The organism is Koromonas soli (assembly GCF_059726265.1).
This window is the reverse complement of sequence record NZ_AP040872.1, coordinates 1,446,296-1,459,715: the sequence shown is the minus strand read 5'-3', so window position 1 is coordinate 1,459,715 and position 13,420 is coordinate 1,446,296. Positions and strand designations below refer to the sequence as shown.

Below are 13,420 nucleotides of genomic sequence, written 5' to 3'. Positions count from 1 at the left end.
TCAAGTAAGTAGTGGAATTATCAGTTTGGTCGGGAGTTGTCTCGCGAGATGCCCGGCGAGAAACAGAACGTGCAAATGAACGAAGAGACGGCCACATGCTCGATTTGCAAGCAGCCTCTGAGCGCTGATGGCCGCTGTCCGCATTGCGACGAAGATGCGCACGTCTGGACGATCCACGACTGGCGCCCCCTGCTGACGCTTGCGCTGATCACTGTACTAGGATTCTCATTCACCAGCCTCGTTGTGACCACTTTCAAGGACAAGCAAAACGCGCTCGCCTCCGAATATCACGCCGCTGGAGTTCGGGCGATGGAGGCGAAACGCACGGTCGAAGCGGTGGATGACTTCGAAACCGCGCTCGTGTATTCGCACGACAACTTTGAGTATCGACTGCGACTTACCGACGCGCTGGTGGCGGCTGGCGGAACGGGCGAGGCCTTGGGGCAGTTGCATACATTCTGGGAACAGAGGCCGGGAGATGCGCAGATCAATCTGCAGTTGGCGAGGCTGGAAGCCAGGCGCAACCACGTAGACGATACGTTGCGTTACTACCAGAACGCTATCGAGGGAGTATGGCCCGCGGGAACAGATCCGGTTCCTAAGCGCATTGGCGTGCGCTTCGAGGTGGCGGACTATCTTGTAAAGCAGGGCCGCCACGACGAGGCTACTGCGGCTTTGATGGCGCTCGCGGCGGTGTTGCCCGCTGGGGCGCCAGAGCATCTGCGACTCGCGGAATTGTTCATGGATAACGGCGATGCTGCGCACGCTCTGAATACGTATCAACTGATGTTGAACCAGCACAAGCAGCGGAATCCTGCTGCAGTGATGGGAGCTGCAAAAGCGAGCTATGCAATAGGGAACTACTTGCTGGCGCGACACTATCTGGAAGAAGTGAAGCCGCCCACAGCGGATTCGCGGTCGCTCCTAAGGCAACTGGATCGCATGGAGGTGCTGGATCCCTTTGCGGAGAATGTGAGCCCGAGAATTCGATCGGAGAGGACGATCGCTGTCTTCCGGATTGCAATTGACCGCCTTGCGGCCTGCGGGGTCCCGTTTGCTCAATCGATGAGTCACACGCCGACAAATGCCACTCCGAAGGACCCTGCGCAATGGAGCGGCTTTGCGAAGTGGGCAGAGCAAATCGATCCGTGGATGTCGGAGAAAAAGCTTCGCGGTCGAGACGACGTCATCGAAAGCACAATGCGATTTGCATTCCAAGCAGAAACCGCGGCGCAGAAGGCCTGCGGAACCCCGACTCTGAACGACGAGGCTTTGTTGTTGCTGGCCCGTGAGCGAATGGGGGCTAGCGAATGAAGCCGCGTAGCGACCGAATTCGAGAATCGCTGCTGGAGAAAATGGCGACTCCGGTGCGCAGGAAATACTTCGAGACGCTGCGCCGGATGCTGGGTTCCTCGGGGCTGATCTCGATTCGCGAGGAACAGTTCTTCCTGGTTCTGGCGATAGCCATTGGCGTTCTGGCCGGCTTCAGCGTGGTGATCTTCAGGGTTGCGATTGCGACGGCGCGGCTATGGCTGCTTGGCAGCTCCATGCATCCAAGCGCGCCGCGAGTCGTGCTGGTGCCGGCGATCACAGGTGTTGTGATAGCGGCGATGGTGATTCACTTCTTTCCGCGTGTGCGAGGAAGTGGAGTCAACCAGACCAAGGGCGCGCTGTATATCTACGACGGATATATCGGAGCAGACACCGTCATCGGGAAATTTGTACTGAGTGCGCTCGCTATTGGCAGCGGCCAGTCGCTGGGTCCCGAAGATCCATCACTGCAAATCGGCGCAGGGTTGGCCTCGGCACTGGGACGATGGCTGAAGCTCTCGAAGGAGCGACTGCGGTTAGTAGCTCCGGTGGGAGCCGCGGCAGGCGTGGCGGCGGCGTTCAATGCACCGATCACTGCTGTGCTGTTCGTCATCGAGGAAGTGATTGGGCGATGGAGCGCAGGCACTCTCGGCGCGGTCGTTCTGTCCGCCATCTCGAGCGTGGTGGTGGAGCGCTGGTTCATGGGCGACGAGCCGCTGTTCCGGGTGCCTCAATACCATCTGGATCATCCGGGCGAGCTGCTGGCGTATGCTGTGCTCGGCATTGTGGGTGGCGTGGCTTCGCTGGTCTTCGTGAAGGTGATCAAGAACCTGCGGCCACGATTGCGACGGCTGCCAAGCTGGTCGCAATATCTGCAGCCCGGAGTGGCAGGGCTGCTCATCGGCTTCATTGCGATCTGGTTTCCGCAGGTGATGGGCGCCGGATATGAGTGGATCGATCTCGCGATGCACAACCGCTTCTCGTGGCAAGTGCTGGGGATCATCGCCGGATTGAAACTGATCTCGACGGCCTTGAGCTTCGCAACGGGAACTCCGGGTGGATTGTTTGCTCCTGTGCTGTTTTTGGGCGCAATGCTGGGTGGGTCGGTTGCAATGCTGGAGCAGCAGTTGTTTCCAGCGTTGACGGTGCCAGTGGGAGCTTACGCACTGGTGGGAATGGGAGCGCTGTTCGCCGGAATTTTGCGGGCTCCGATGACCTCGGTGTTCATGATTCTCGAGGTCAGTGGCAATTACTCGATCATTCTTCCGGTCATCATCTGCAATACGATTTCGTACTTGATTTCGCGCGGATTCCAGGAGATTCCTCTCTTCGACCTGCTGTCGCGGCAGGATGGACTCGATCTTCCTTCGCTGGAAGAAGAACGAGAGCAATCGATTCTGCGGATCGAGGACGCCATGCATCCCACGATGGGGAGGGCACTCCTGGGTGACGAGACAATCTCTTCAGCACGAGCCATCGCCTTGAGCACGCAGGAGGCGAACTTCCTTGTGTCGCTGGGCGAAGGCCGTTGGAGCGTAGTTGCGCGCGAACAGTTGATGGACCCGACGTGCGACGAGGGAGCGTGCGTGCGAGTGTTGGTAAAAGCTCGTGTACCTCGTCTGTATCAGGATCAGTCACTGGATGTCGCATTGCGGTTCATGAAGGACCGTCCGATGCTGCCGGTTGTGCATCGGGGCAACACCGATCTGCTGGTCGGAGTTGTCGGCCTTGAAGACATCCTGCGGGCGTACCGCAAAGCAGGCTTGGCCGAACCCGAGACTGCAGAAGTTTCCTGAGATCAGCGAACCCAGCCGCGTTTTGTCGCTTCCAATGAGCAGAGCTGCACGTGATGGGAGAGACCTTTGCTGAAGCTGGAAACTTTGCGTACCGCCCAAGAACTCGATCGGCTGAAATCGCGATGGGAACATCTTGCCAAGCAGCCGGAATTCACTTTGTTTCAGGGATATGAGCTGAACAGGCGTGCAGCGGAGTGGTTCTCCGCGCGTGAAACTCCGAACGTGGTAGTGGCGGAGAGCGACTCCGGGCTCGCGATCATTCCAGCGGTACGTCGAAAAAGGGAACTGGGCTTCATCGGCGAAACGCTCTTCGATTATCGCGATGTTCTGAGCGCGGGAGATCCTGCGGTGCTGGATGCAGCCTGGCGCGAACTGGCGCTGCTGAAAGTTTCACTACAAATCACAGCATTGAGAGGAGACGCAGCCAGGAGGCGCTGGCAGGCTCTTCCTACTTCAGATTTTTGCAACGCCCCAATTGTGCGCAGAGCGGATATCAACCCTGCGGAATTCGTCACCGAGCATAAGAAAGCCGCCAAGGCCAGCCGAAGGATTGTGCGAGAAGGGCTGCGGCTGGTACGCAGGGAGAGCGGGCTGCGCGGGGTGGCGGAATGGCTCTATCGCCGCAAAGCCGAATGGAACGGAACCAGCGAGAACCTGTTCCAGGACAGGCAGAGACAAAACTTCATGTTAAGCATTGTCTGTGATCGCGTACTCGATACAACCGTTTTGACTTACGAGACGCGCGACGACGAAATCGCCGCAGCATTGGTGACTTTTCGTCATAGCACGACGCGGCATCTCTATACGATTCACCATGATGCGCGTTGGGAGAGATTCTCGCCGGGACAGGTCATCATCTTTGAGGCGGCGCGGCATTCGCTCGAAGAGGGTTTGGATACCGATTTCATGACCGGAGAGTATCCGTACAAGAATCGGCTCGCGACGGCCATGGTTCCTCTATATAGGGTGGCGGCGACGGCAGATCAGATGGCATCATGGAATGGAGCGCTGGGGTTAGTGCTCCCGGCGGCATGAATGGAGACATAGTGGCTGATCCAGCGCAGCAGTTAAGAGCGCTTTACATGGCAGGATTCGAGATTGAAACGTTTGAGCGGTTCCCAAACACAGTTGGACTGATGAAGGGAAGCTGCATCGCCTTGGTGCAGCCTTTGCCAAATGGACTAAAGCTGATCGGCCAGCCGGGGTGGCATATGGGCGAGGTGCTCGGAGTTTTGGTCGAAAAAGGTGGCAAAAAGGTTTTCCAAGCCAAGAATGAACTAATCGAAGCCACTCAGGAACGCTTGGATGAATTGGAACACTTCCGGCGCGAGTTGGAAACTTTGATGGCTCCGCAAGCTTGAAACAGCGGTGCGCGCCTCAATGGCCGCGCACCGTGTCCCGCCGCTGTTACTGTTGAGGCTGAACAGCCCCGTATCCGTCCTGATATCCCTGTGTGTAAGCCTGACGATAGAGCTGCTTGTAATGATCCTTGTCGCCAAAGTCCGAGGACCAGCCATGATCGCCATTCTTATACATGTCGCTGTCCGTTGGCTTGAAAGAGTGTCCATGGTCACGATCCTTGCGTCCAGCAGCCATGCCGTCGTCAAATCCAAAGCGGGCGGGACCAGGAACTGTGCTGTCAACGGCACTCGCCATGGCAGAACCGCTGGTTCTGGCGGCAGCCGCAGAAGTGCTTCCTACGGGCACGCTGGCGTAACCGGCGTTGTAGCCTTCACGATAGGCGCGACGAGCTCCCTCTGTGGTCCACTTATCACCGGGTTGATCGCTGCGGGGAACTCCGCTGCCTGCATCGGCCTGTCCGTGGTTGAACCCGTTCTGATAGGCATCCCCAAGCTGATCTGAAGCCAGTACCGGAGTGCCAATTTGCGTCTGAGGACTGGAATACGCCGGAAGCGCAAGGCAGAGCAACACTGCTGCGCTGAATGGAGCTAGGAACCGACGGCTGAAGATTCTCATAATCTGTCTCCCGAAGAACCAAGGCCAAAAGCGTTCCATGACGACAAACGTCGCTCTTACCCAATGGGCTGGCCTGGCTGTAGATCTACAGTTGGGATGCCAATCGTTTGTAACGTGTAACCCGAGGGCCGAAACAACCAGAAGCGCTGATGGATGGCCTGCGGAAAATTCAAGGAGTTGACCTGGCCACTGCCGCCGGATGAGCATGTTAGTAGATGGAACGAAATGGATTGATAGTGATCGACAAGCCCGCAGGGTGGACGTCGCACGATGTCGTGGGACGCCTGCGCCGGATTCTAGGTGAGAAGAGCATTGGGCATCTGGGGACGCTGGATCCGATGGCGACGGGGTTGCTGCCTCTGGTCTTGGGAAAATGGACTCGCATTGCGCAGTTTTATGGCGGCGCTGAAAAGACCTACACCGGGCGAATCAGGTTCGGCTTCGCCACTACTACCTACGACGCAGAAGGAGAACCCACAAGCGCGGAATGCGATGTCTCAGGGCTCATGCTGGACACCATCAAGGAAGCAGCGAGAGGGTTCGTTGGCACGATCCAGCAGGCGCCGCCGCCGTTTTCGGCAAAAAAGATTGGCGGAGTGCCAGCGTACAAACTCGCTCGGCAACAGAAATCAGTCGAGCTGAAACCGGTGGGGATAACGGTGCGCAGGTTCTCGCTAGACGATTGGGATGGACAAAGCGTGGCGTTCGAGGTGGAAGTTTCATCCGGAACGTACATCCGGTCCATCGCACACGAACTGGGAGCGGCAATCGGCGTTGGGGCTCATTTGTCGTTGTTGCGACGGACGAGGTTTGCGGAATTCGCAGAGGCGGATGCGCGAACGCTGGAGGATATCGAAGCGGCAGGAGCGGAGGCGGAAAAACTCTTCGTCCATCCGAGACGAGTGTTGGCTGCGTTACCGTCAGTTACTGCGATGCCGGAGACGGTTAGCTATCTGCGAAACGGACGAGCCGTGAACCTGCCGGAATTCTCAGATGCTCCGTTGGTAAAAGTGTTCGCGGGGCAGGTGCAGTTACTCGCGATATGTCAGCGCATCGCTGGAACGCTCTTCAAGCCGAAGGTCGTGTTGTGGGGAAGTAATGAATCCCTGCAGTGACAAAAAGAGGAAGAAGAGCCTGAGAGGGATGCGGCTACATCGTTGAAAGTGTGCGATTTATGTCGGAAGTCGAATAAGTTGGCACCATCCGAAATAACGTGAGCCGAAGTCGCTGGCACTGCTGAGTCGAATATCTTGGCATCATCCGTTGAAAAGCGCGCAAATGCTGGCACCATCCGCAACCGTCTGAACTTTATGGCTGCGCGGTTTGCGCTACGTCGATCCTCTTGAAGGGAATGGCACCGTCTGCGGCAAGTCTCGATCGGGCCTCCTCGGCGTACCTGTGAGCGAATGCCTCCCGCTCGTCTTTAGGCCGCGACCAGTACGACTGCACCAAGTCACCATAGTCCTTCCCTCCCTCAGAAGGTCGTTCAACGTGATCCTGCCAATCAACCCAGTGTCCGATTTCGTGTAGAAGAGTTCTGTACAGTTGTGTTGATCTCGCTGACTCTGGACTGCTAATGATCTCGAAGCAGTTACCGATGTCCCGCACCGAATGACCATCCTGCCGTAGTCGCTCAAGTTCCAGTGCGTCTGAGGGGGTGAGCGACTTGCTCCAGTGCCATCTCGCGCCAACGTTTACCGCCTCCAGAAGCACAGCCGTGCCGGAGTACAGGTTTCTCTTGCCAGGATGCCCGACGTCAGCGGAGAACGCGATACGGCCCCAAGAAGGACTCAAGATCAGTTGCTTCCTAGTGGATTGGCGGAAGATAAAGGTTTCCAATCCTATCCAATGTTCGTCTGGGATTCTACGCAGCACTTCACAAACGTCACCCACGCTGACGGGATATATGAAACTTGGTCGGGTCTTCTCAAGTATGAAGAGCAAGTCGCGACCATTGACTGCGCGGCGCACAAATTCCGCCTCACCTAACTGCTCCCACCAAACACGCTCTGCATTGCAGATGGACGGGACGACCATGCGATTGTTTCGACCGTGTCCCTGCTTTGCCGTGCCGATGTTGCGATTTCTTCGGGTTGCGTCGAATCCACGCCTTATAGCCATAAGACTCGCGATTGGGGATGACCTATGGTACAACCTTCAGCTTGGAACTAAAGCCCGACAATCCGCTACTTTCTGAACTGATTCGGTTCGTACCGATGACGAGCAGAAGGCGCGGACGGTTTGAGAACCGACGCTTTCACAACCTAGAGGCGGTGGCCGCCGATTTGAAAGAGATCTTCGATATTGACATCCTCGAGGGCTTATCCGCAGGAGATGTCGAGTTTGCCAAACTCATGTTCCATCCCGGCATGTGTGCGAACATAAGGGTGGCGAAGCGGACGAGAAGTACATCGAGGACAGCGGTGATACATCTGTCCGCCCCAAACAGGCGTTGCGGGAAACACAAGAGTCCGCGCACCGCACCGCCACATTGATATTGCGAATGGCGACAAACCTTCAACGTGGATTTCACGAGTTAATCCCGCCAGAAGAAGGCCCCATCCGTCGGGCGCTTAAAACGGCGATATTCGAGGCCGAAGGGAACCCGCGCGAGACCGGTGCCAGGATATTCGAGTAGGTGCCAAGATATGCGATTTCCGACAATTTATCGGTTCACGAGAAGGTGACATCCACTTGCTCCATGTTTAACAGAATACACATTATCGGACGTACTATCTCAAGAGCTCAGAACACTGCTCTCGCCTATCCTGTGGGCATTTTTAAGATCAATAGGAAGACGGAGGTCTTGCGTAAATGAGATTACCCAGCCCGGTTGCCGTGCTCGCCATTTCTCTGGCGGGCTCGGCTCTTGCCCATTAGTTTGTGAAAAGCAACGACTCCCCGCGTGTATGATGTTAGTTTCTGAGAAGGCGCAAGTAGCTGCCCTTCGGTTCGCATGTCCGCATCAAACTCCCAAGTAGCAGTTTGCAAGTTGAGGAACGATGTTTCCACTGAAAGACGATACGCCGAGGCTCTCCACGCCGCTGGTCAACTCCTTTCTGATCGCAGCGTGTGTGCTGGTCTTTTTCTTTCAGATTTCGCTTGATTCGCGTTCCCAGGTAGATTTCATTCGGACCTTTGCCTTGATTCCAGCACGGTTGTTTGCTGCGCTCCAGGGGGTTCCGATGCAGGGCCACCCGCACGGCTATGCGCTCTCGCCGGGATATGCATTCCTGCCGGTTCTGACCAGCATGTTCATGCATGGGGGATGGCTCCACCTAATCTTTAACATGTGGTTTCTGTGGGTGTTCGGGAAAAACCTTGAAGATGCACTTGGACATTTCGGGTACTTGGTTTTCTACCTGGCATGCGGGTTTCTAGCCGCCCTCACGCAGACGGCTCTGAACTTCTACTCATCCGTCCCTATGCTGGGCGCCAGCGGGGCGATTGCTGGAGTGATGGGCGGGTATTTTGTCCTATATCCTCGCGCACGGGTTTTGATGCTGGTGCCGTTTCTGTTCGTGTTTTTCCTGTGGCTTCCGGCATGGCTGGTTCTGAGCTACTGGTTCGTGATGCAGTTCCTGAGCGGAGTGGGAAGCGTGCTGGTCGGTCCGACCGGAGGAGGCGTGGCTTTCTGGGCTCACGTGGGGGGATTTGTGGCTGGCGTTTTCCTGGTACGACTCTTCCCTGTCCGGACGCGGCGTTATCGTTACGACTGGTAGCTGGAACTAATCGCGCAGGTCAGGCATCGCACAGGAGGAGCGGTAACTCAAACTGAGGAACCAAATCCCCGAGGTGTCCACAATGACTGACCCCAGAGAATTCTGCGACTCCCCGTTCGTGTACGCCCGAGCCGAACCCGACGAAGAATATGATGGACCGAAGCCAGATAAGTTCGATCCAGACCTGGTTGACGAGGATGAAACCGACCTCTACGACGAAGAAGAGTTAGACGAGGACGAGGTCTAGCCTCATTTCACTGGAAATAAGAAGGCCCCACACATACAAACATGGCGTGGGGCCTTTTGTGTGTCGGCGAATCGTTTTGAGGCCTGCTATGGCATTCAGAGGCCGTTGGACTTCTGCCGGACGAGCGAGAGGAACTCGTTGCGAGTAGTTTCGTGTTGCCGGAAGACTCCGAGCATGGCTGAAGTGACGGCGGCAGAGTGCTGCTTTTCGACGCCGCGCATCATCATGCACAGATGGCGGGCTTCAATGACGACGCCGACACCCTGCGGCTGAATGGTTTCCTGTACGGCTTCGGCCAACTGCGTGGTCAGTCGCTCCTGCACCTGTAGGCGACGCGCGAAGACCTCGACAAGGCGCGGAAGCTTACTCAGCCCGATGACCTTCCCTTGCGGAATGTAGGCGATGTGCACCTTGCCGAAGAATGGAAGCATGTGGTGCTCGCACATGCTGAACATCTCGATGTCCTTGACGATCACCATCTCGTCGTAATCGACCGTAAACAACGCGCCGTTGAGGACGTCTGCAGGCTTCTTGCTATAGCCGCTGGTGAGGAACTGCATGGACTTCACTACGCGGGCAGGCGTTGCCAGCAGTCCTTCGCGTGTGGGATCGTCGCCCACGCGGGAGATCATTTCGCGCACGAGGTCCTCGAAACTGGCCTGCTGCAGCGCGCTGAGTTCGTGTTCTTGTGTTTGACTCATCGGATTATCGAAAGATACTGCTTTCATTATCTCTCTTTCTTAAGTCGAGCGTCTTGCTAGCGCCTGAGCGCGGCGACTCCCGCGTATTCGAAGGAATTGTTTGCAGTCTCTTCGACGCGAACACTTTCAAGATGAGCCGGAAGCGCGATCTGGCTCAGAATCTGCTGGATGCAGATGGTGAGGTTCTCAGTGGTCGGAACGGCTGCGCGGAACTCCTGCAGATTGTTGAGGTTCTGGTGATCGAAGCGACTCAGTACCTCACGTTGAACGGCTGCATCGAGCAGGGCCAAGTCGCAGACCATTCCGGTTTCGGGTGCAATCAGGCCGCTGACGGTGACTTCGAGATAGTAAGTGTGACCGTGGCCATGGGGATTATTGCACTTGCCGTAGGTTTCGCGATTCTCGAGGTCAGATAAGGCCGAATGATGCAGTCGATGCGAGGCCGAGAACGGGTAGCGACGAGTGAGATAGACCTTCATCGTCATTCCCCGTAATAGTCCACGAAAAGGTCGGGAAGTTCATAGAGGCGCACTCGATGCAGCTTTACGGAACCGAGCTTTGCGTGAAGGCGATTCCAGACGGCGACGGCAATGTTTTCGGTAGTGGGCTGGGCGTGGGAGAACTCCGGGACTTCCTTGTTGAGGTGTCGATGGTCGAGATGTTCGAGGACCTCGCGATTGAGGATGTCCTTGAGCAGTTTGAGATCAATGACGAAACCGGTGACGGAATCCACCTCTCCGGCGACTGTGACCTCGAGCGTGTAGTTGTGTCCGTGCCCGTTGAGATTGGCACATTTGCCGAAGACACGCTCATTCTCCTGCAGAGTCCACTCCGGGTTGTGGTAGTAGTGCGCCGCCGAGAACTCGGCCTTTCGGGTGAGATAAATCATTGCAGCTCCCTGATTTTCGGGCGAAATCATTGTACGGCTACTTTGAATTGGATGCCTTGGAGCGGCGGGAAGCTCCAGTTGTGCTGTAGTCACGTCCCCGCCAACTGACAGTTCCCTTCGCATGCGCCTCTGCTGACTGGCGCAGCAAGCCCGCAAACAGAGGCAGGCCCAAAATGGAGGCGAGCGTATTCCAGAGTGGAAAATGGGCACGCGCTACACGCCCATAGAAGGCAGCAAAGTTGACGATGGCGAAGAACCAGAATAGCGCGATCATCACCGGCCAGAACCAGTCGCCGGCAAGTTGCCGTCGTGAGGCGTAGAACGTGGTCCACATGATGGCGAGAAAAAGTGATAGCAGAAGGCGGATGAATTCTCCGGAGCGCTTCTTTGCGAGCTCGCCAGCATTGGGAAAGAGGATGGCAAGGTTTTTGATCCAGCCGATCCGAAGGTCGTCCCACGAGTTGTACATGCGCGTTCGTACGGCTTCGCCTGCGTGGCGGAAGCGGATCTTCAAACCATGCTGCTTGTAAAGGCGAGCGAGGGCAACGTCGTCGAGCAATTCGGTTGCGACAGAGGTGAATCCGCCTATTTTGGCTTGGGCGGTTCGGCGGACAAGCAGATATTGACCATTGGCAGCGGCATCGGGCAGAGACGGATCGCTGACCCGCCGAGGACTGTAGCGCAGGGCCAATTCGCCAAAAATGAGCGGCATGACAAGTTGCTGCCGAACTCCCGTGAGTATTTGCCCAGGTGAATACGAGAGCAGGTCGGCACTCTGCTCCTCGGCTTCGCATACGGCCGCGGAGAGAGAGCCTTCGTGGTGTTCAGTGTCGGCATCGGTGAACAGGAACCACTGGCCTCTTGCAACCCGCTCCCCGGCAACAAGAGCGTTCGTCTTGCCCGTCCAGCCGTCAGGTAGAGCCGACGTATCCAGGACGTGGACGTCCAATAGGAATTCGTTGAGTGCAATGTAGGGGCACTGCCGTACACGCGTGAAGGTCTCGGCGATGTTGCGGGTGCGGTCGGTGGAACCGTCATCGACCACGATGATCTCGAAGGGGATACCCTTTTGCACGACCAAAGAGCGGAGGCAGCGCTCCAGATTCGCCTCTTCGTTGCGAGCCGGAATGATCACGGAGACCTTCGGACCGGGCTTAGGCGAAATGGCGGAGTCCATAAATGTTTACTTCCGGTTTATTATAAGTGACGTGAAATTCAGCAAACGATTCGCAATTTTCGTCCTGGGATTGGGACTGATGCTCGACATTGCTTCGTGCCGCAGTTCGGAGCCCTCAAAGATTGGGTCCGTGGCACCGGACTTTACGGTGACCGATGGCCAAAAAACGGTACAGCTTAGCCAGTTCCGCGGCAAGCCTGTGCTGCTCAATTTCTGGGCGACGTGGTGCCCGCCGTGTGTCCAGGAAGTTCCTGCGCTGGTCGCGCTACAGCAGAAGATGGGCGACAAAGTTACGATTCTGGCGGTAAGCATGGACGTGGACGAAGATGCCTACAAGAACTTCACCACGAAGAGGATGCCGGGCCTGCTGACTGTGCGCGATCCCGATCACAAGTCGAGCTCTCTCTATGGGACGTATGCGTATCCCGAGAGCTTCCTGATCGGTAGAGACGGAAAGATCCAGCGGAAATTCATCGGCGCGGTGGAGTGGAACTCGCCGGAGATGATCGAGTATTTCAGCAAGCTGTAAGGGCGAGAAGATTGGAAGATAGAAAGGCGCGGTTTGATCCGCGCCTTTTGCTATTGCAGGAAGAAGTGGTCAATTCTTCTGCGCGCCGGATGCGAGCGCACTGTGCACTGGCCCGTCCACTATGGCCTGCTCTACTCGATAACCACGCGCCTTGAGTTGGTTGACAATGCCTTCGCTGCCGACCACGTGGGCCGCGCCGACAACCATGAAACATGAATCCGAGGACTGGAGGCATTTCTCCAAGCGATCGGTCATATGCGGATTGCGATCTTCGCGAAGACGCCGCGACAGCTTCTTCTCGCCCGCGTTTTCGCGACTCAGGAGTTCATCCAGCTTATCGGCGGAGCCTTGGCTCCAGACGCTGGAGATTTTCGCAGCCATTCCGCTGGAATTTCCGGCCTCTTTAATTGAGGAAAGCAAGAACGCATCGGCCTCCTTGTCAGTCACTTCGGAGGCGAGCAGGTTCAACTGCCACGAGGCGTCCTCCAATTCTTCAATGCGCTTGCCGCTCGCTTTCTGAAGAAAATACATATCGACACCAGCCTTGGGATCGAGTCCGGAGCGAAGCATCGGGAGCATCGAAACGGTAACTCCAACCGCCCATGGCCGGAAGCGTGCGAGAAACTCCAGGGGCATTCCATAGGGGACAAGGAAGGTGGCAAGCTTTTCGCGTGTTTCCGGCGCGATGTGCTTGAACAGGTCATCTCCATCAGGGTAAATGGCGGTTGTTGCCATCATTTGCTGCATCTTCTGCGGATCGATCTTGGTCATGTCCACCTCCACGATCAGTACGGAGGCCGCGTTGAACGCGTTCTCGACCACTGTGGGCAGCGGATACATTGACTTCTCACCAACGTGAACGGAGCCGACGATGTAAGCGCTATTCGTCTTCGACGATATCTTCCACATCATGAACGGAGCGCCCGGCGTGTAAGGGCTGGACTGTGCGGACGCCGCAATAGAAACGAGCACGCAAACAAATACAAGAATGATTGAGCGTGCTGAAATCGAGCGCTTCATAACATCCCTTCTATGAAGTGTGAGTCTAGCATTTGTGAGTTGGATGTATAC

The 13,420-nt window shown here is 56.5% G+C and carries 14 protein-coding genes; 8 read left to right on the top strand and 6 right to left on the bottom strand.

What is annotated here, in order from left to right; all coding sequences use genetic code 11:
- Positions 1-48 precede the first annotated feature (48 nt).
- The 4 genes from AC6IY8_RS06315 (at position 49) to AC6IY8_RS06300 (ending at position 4,468) form a co-directional block, all read left to right on the top strand.
- Positions 49-1,314: a tetratricopeptide repeat protein gene (locus tag AC6IY8_RS06315; RefSeq protein ID WP_497777896.1), complete on the top strand. Its 1,266-nt coding sequence runs from the start codon at positions 49-51 to the stop codon at positions 1,312-1,314.
- On the top strand, positions 1,311-3,107 hold the full coding sequence (locus AC6IY8_RS06310; protein WP_497777895.1) for a chloride channel protein: 1,797 nt from the start codon (positions 1,311-1,313) through the stop codon (positions 3,105-3,107). The genes AC6IY8_RS06315 and AC6IY8_RS06310 overlap by 4 nt, the downstream gene beginning before the upstream one ends.
- A 66-nt stretch (positions 3,108-3,173) precedes the next feature.
- Positions 3,174-4,142, top strand: coding sequence for a GNAT family N-acetyltransferase (locus tag AC6IY8_RS06305; protein WP_497777893.1), 969 nt, complete (start codon positions 3,174-3,176; stop codon positions 4,140-4,142).
- Between the two features lie 11 nt (positions 4,143-4,153).
- A complete protein-coding gene (locus AC6IY8_RS06300) occupies positions 4,154-4,468 on the top strand; it encodes a hypothetical protein (RefSeq protein ID WP_497777892.1) in 315 nt (104 codons plus the stop codon).
- A gap of 46 nt (positions 4,469-4,514) precedes the next feature.
- Here AC6IY8_RS06300 and AC6IY8_RS06295 read toward each other — a convergent pair whose 3' ends face one another.
- Positions 4,515-5,084 (bottom strand): hypothetical protein, encoded by a 570-nt coding sequence (locus AC6IY8_RS06295; RefSeq protein ID WP_497777890.1) that lies wholly within the window; start codon positions 5,082-5,084, stop codon positions 4,515-4,517.
- 215 nt (positions 5,085-5,299) lie between these two features.
- On the opposite strand from AC6IY8_RS06295, the gene truB reads away from it, so the two are divergent.
- The 3 genes from truB to AC6IY8_RS06280 all read left to right on the top strand — a co-directional run bounded on the left by truB (position 5,300) and on the right by AC6IY8_RS06280 (position 9,053).
- Positions 5,300-6,199, top strand: a complete 900-nt coding sequence (truB, locus tag AC6IY8_RS06290) for a tRNA pseudouridine(55) synthase TruB (RefSeq protein WP_497777889.1) — start codon at positions 5,300-5,302, stop codon at positions 6,197-6,199.
- Between the two features lie 1,887 nt (positions 6,200-8,086).
- Positions 8,087-8,806 (top strand): rhomboid family intramembrane serine protease, encoded by a 720-nt coding sequence (locus AC6IY8_RS06285; RefSeq protein WP_497777887.1) that lies wholly within the window; start codon positions 8,087-8,089, stop codon positions 8,804-8,806.
- 82 nt (positions 8,807-8,888) lie between these two features.
- A complete protein-coding gene (locus AC6IY8_RS06280; RefSeq protein WP_497777886.1) occupies positions 8,889-9,053 on the top strand; it encodes a hypothetical protein in 165 nt (54 codons plus the stop codon).
- Positions 9,054-9,148: 95 nt separating this feature from the next.
- Here the strand turns inward: AC6IY8_RS06280 and folE are convergent, their stop codons facing one another.
- Genes folE through AC6IY8_RS06260 form a run of 4 tightly spaced genes read right to left on the bottom strand, consistent with a single transcriptional unit; the run spans position 9,149 to position 11,820 of the window.
- Positions 9,149-9,781: a GTP cyclohydrolase I FolE gene (gene folE / locus AC6IY8_RS06275; protein ID WP_497777885.1), complete on the bottom strand. Its 633-nt coding sequence runs from the start codon at positions 9,779-9,781 to the stop codon at positions 9,149-9,151.
- Between the two features lie 29 nt (positions 9,782-9,810).
- Entirely contained in the window at positions 9,811-10,233 is a 423-nt protein-coding gene (locus AC6IY8_RS06270) for a 6-carboxytetrahydropterin synthase (RefSeq protein ID WP_497777884.1), read from the bottom strand.
- Between the two features lie 2 nt (positions 10,234-10,235).
- The gene (locus AC6IY8_RS06265; RefSeq protein ID WP_497777883.1) at positions 10,236-10,643 is read right to left on the bottom strand and encodes a 6-pyruvoyl trahydropterin synthase family protein; all 408 of its coding nucleotides are present in this window, start codon (positions 10,641-10,643) and stop codon (positions 10,236-10,238) included.
- 37 nt (positions 10,644-10,680) lie between these two features.
- On the bottom strand, positions 10,681-11,820 hold the full coding sequence (locus tag AC6IY8_RS06260; RefSeq protein WP_497777882.1) for a glycosyltransferase family 2 protein: 1,140 nt from the start codon (positions 11,818-11,820) through the stop codon (positions 10,681-10,683).
- Between AC6IY8_RS06260 and AC6IY8_RS06255 the strand changes: the two genes are divergently transcribed.
- Positions 11,807-12,349 (top strand): TlpA family protein disulfide reductase, encoded by a 543-nt coding sequence (locus tag AC6IY8_RS06255; RefSeq protein ID WP_497777881.1) that lies wholly within the window; start codon positions 11,807-11,809, stop codon positions 12,347-12,349. The two genes, AC6IY8_RS06260 and AC6IY8_RS06255, sit on opposite strands and share 14 nt — an antisense overlap.
- Positions 12,350-12,418: 69 nt before the next feature.
- On the opposite strand, the gene AC6IY8_RS06250 is transcribed toward AC6IY8_RS06255, so the two are convergent.
- Positions 12,419-13,369 carry a TraB/GumN family protein gene (locus AC6IY8_RS06250; RefSeq protein WP_497777880.1) on the bottom strand — a complete coding sequence of 317 codons (951 nt, stop codon included), beginning with the start codon at positions 13,367-13,369 and terminating at the stop codon, positions 12,419-12,421.
- Between the last annotated feature and the right edge of the window lie 51 nt (positions 13,370-13,420).

Bases quoted from the DNA above. Each gene is read 5' to 3' on its own strand.
- AC6IY8_RS06265 (WP_497777883.1), bottom strand. From the start codon at position 10,643: ATGATTTATCTCACCCGAAAGGCCGAGTTCTCGGCGGCGCACTACTAC.
- AC6IY8_RS06250 (WP_497777880.1), bottom strand. From the start codon at position 13,369: ATGAAGCGCTCGATTTCAGCACGCTCAATCATTCTTGTATTTGTTTGC.
- folE (WP_497777885.1), bottom strand. From the start codon at position 9,781: ATGAAAGCAGTATCTTTCGATAATCCGATGAGTCAAACACAAGAACAC.
- AC6IY8_RS06255 (WP_497777881.1), top strand. From the start codon at position 11,807: ATGGCGGAGTCCATAAATGTTTACTTCCGGTTTATTATAAGTGACGTG.
- AC6IY8_RS06310 (WP_497777895.1), top strand. From the start codon at position 1,311: ATGAAGCCGCGTAGCGACCGAATTCGAGAATCGCTGCTGGAGAAAATG.
- AC6IY8_RS06270 (WP_497777884.1), bottom strand. From the start codon at position 10,233: ATGAAGGTCTATCTCACTCGTCGCTACCCGTTCTCGGCCTCGCATCGA.
- AC6IY8_RS06295 (WP_497777890.1), bottom strand. From the start codon at position 5,084: ATGAGAATCTTCAGCCGTCGGTTCCTAGCTCCATTCAGCGCAGCAGTG.
- AC6IY8_RS06280 (WP_497777886.1), top strand. From the start codon at position 8,889: ATGACTGACCCCAGAGAATTCTGCGACTCCCCGTTCGTGTACGCCCGA.
- truB (WP_497777889.1), top strand. From the start codon at position 5,300: ATGGAACGAAATGGATTGATAGTGATCGACAAGCCCGCAGGGTGGACG.
- AC6IY8_RS06315 (WP_497777896.1), top strand. From the start codon at position 49: ATGCCCGGCGAGAAACAGAACGTGCAAATGAACGAAGAGACGGCCACA.
- AC6IY8_RS06260 (WP_497777882.1), bottom strand. From the start codon at position 11,820: ATGGACTCCGCCATTTCGCCTAAGCCCGGTCCGAAGGTCTCCGTGATC.
- AC6IY8_RS06285 (WP_497777887.1), top strand. From the start codon at position 8,087: ATGTTTCCACTGAAAGACGATACGCCGAGGCTCTCCACGCCGCTGGTC.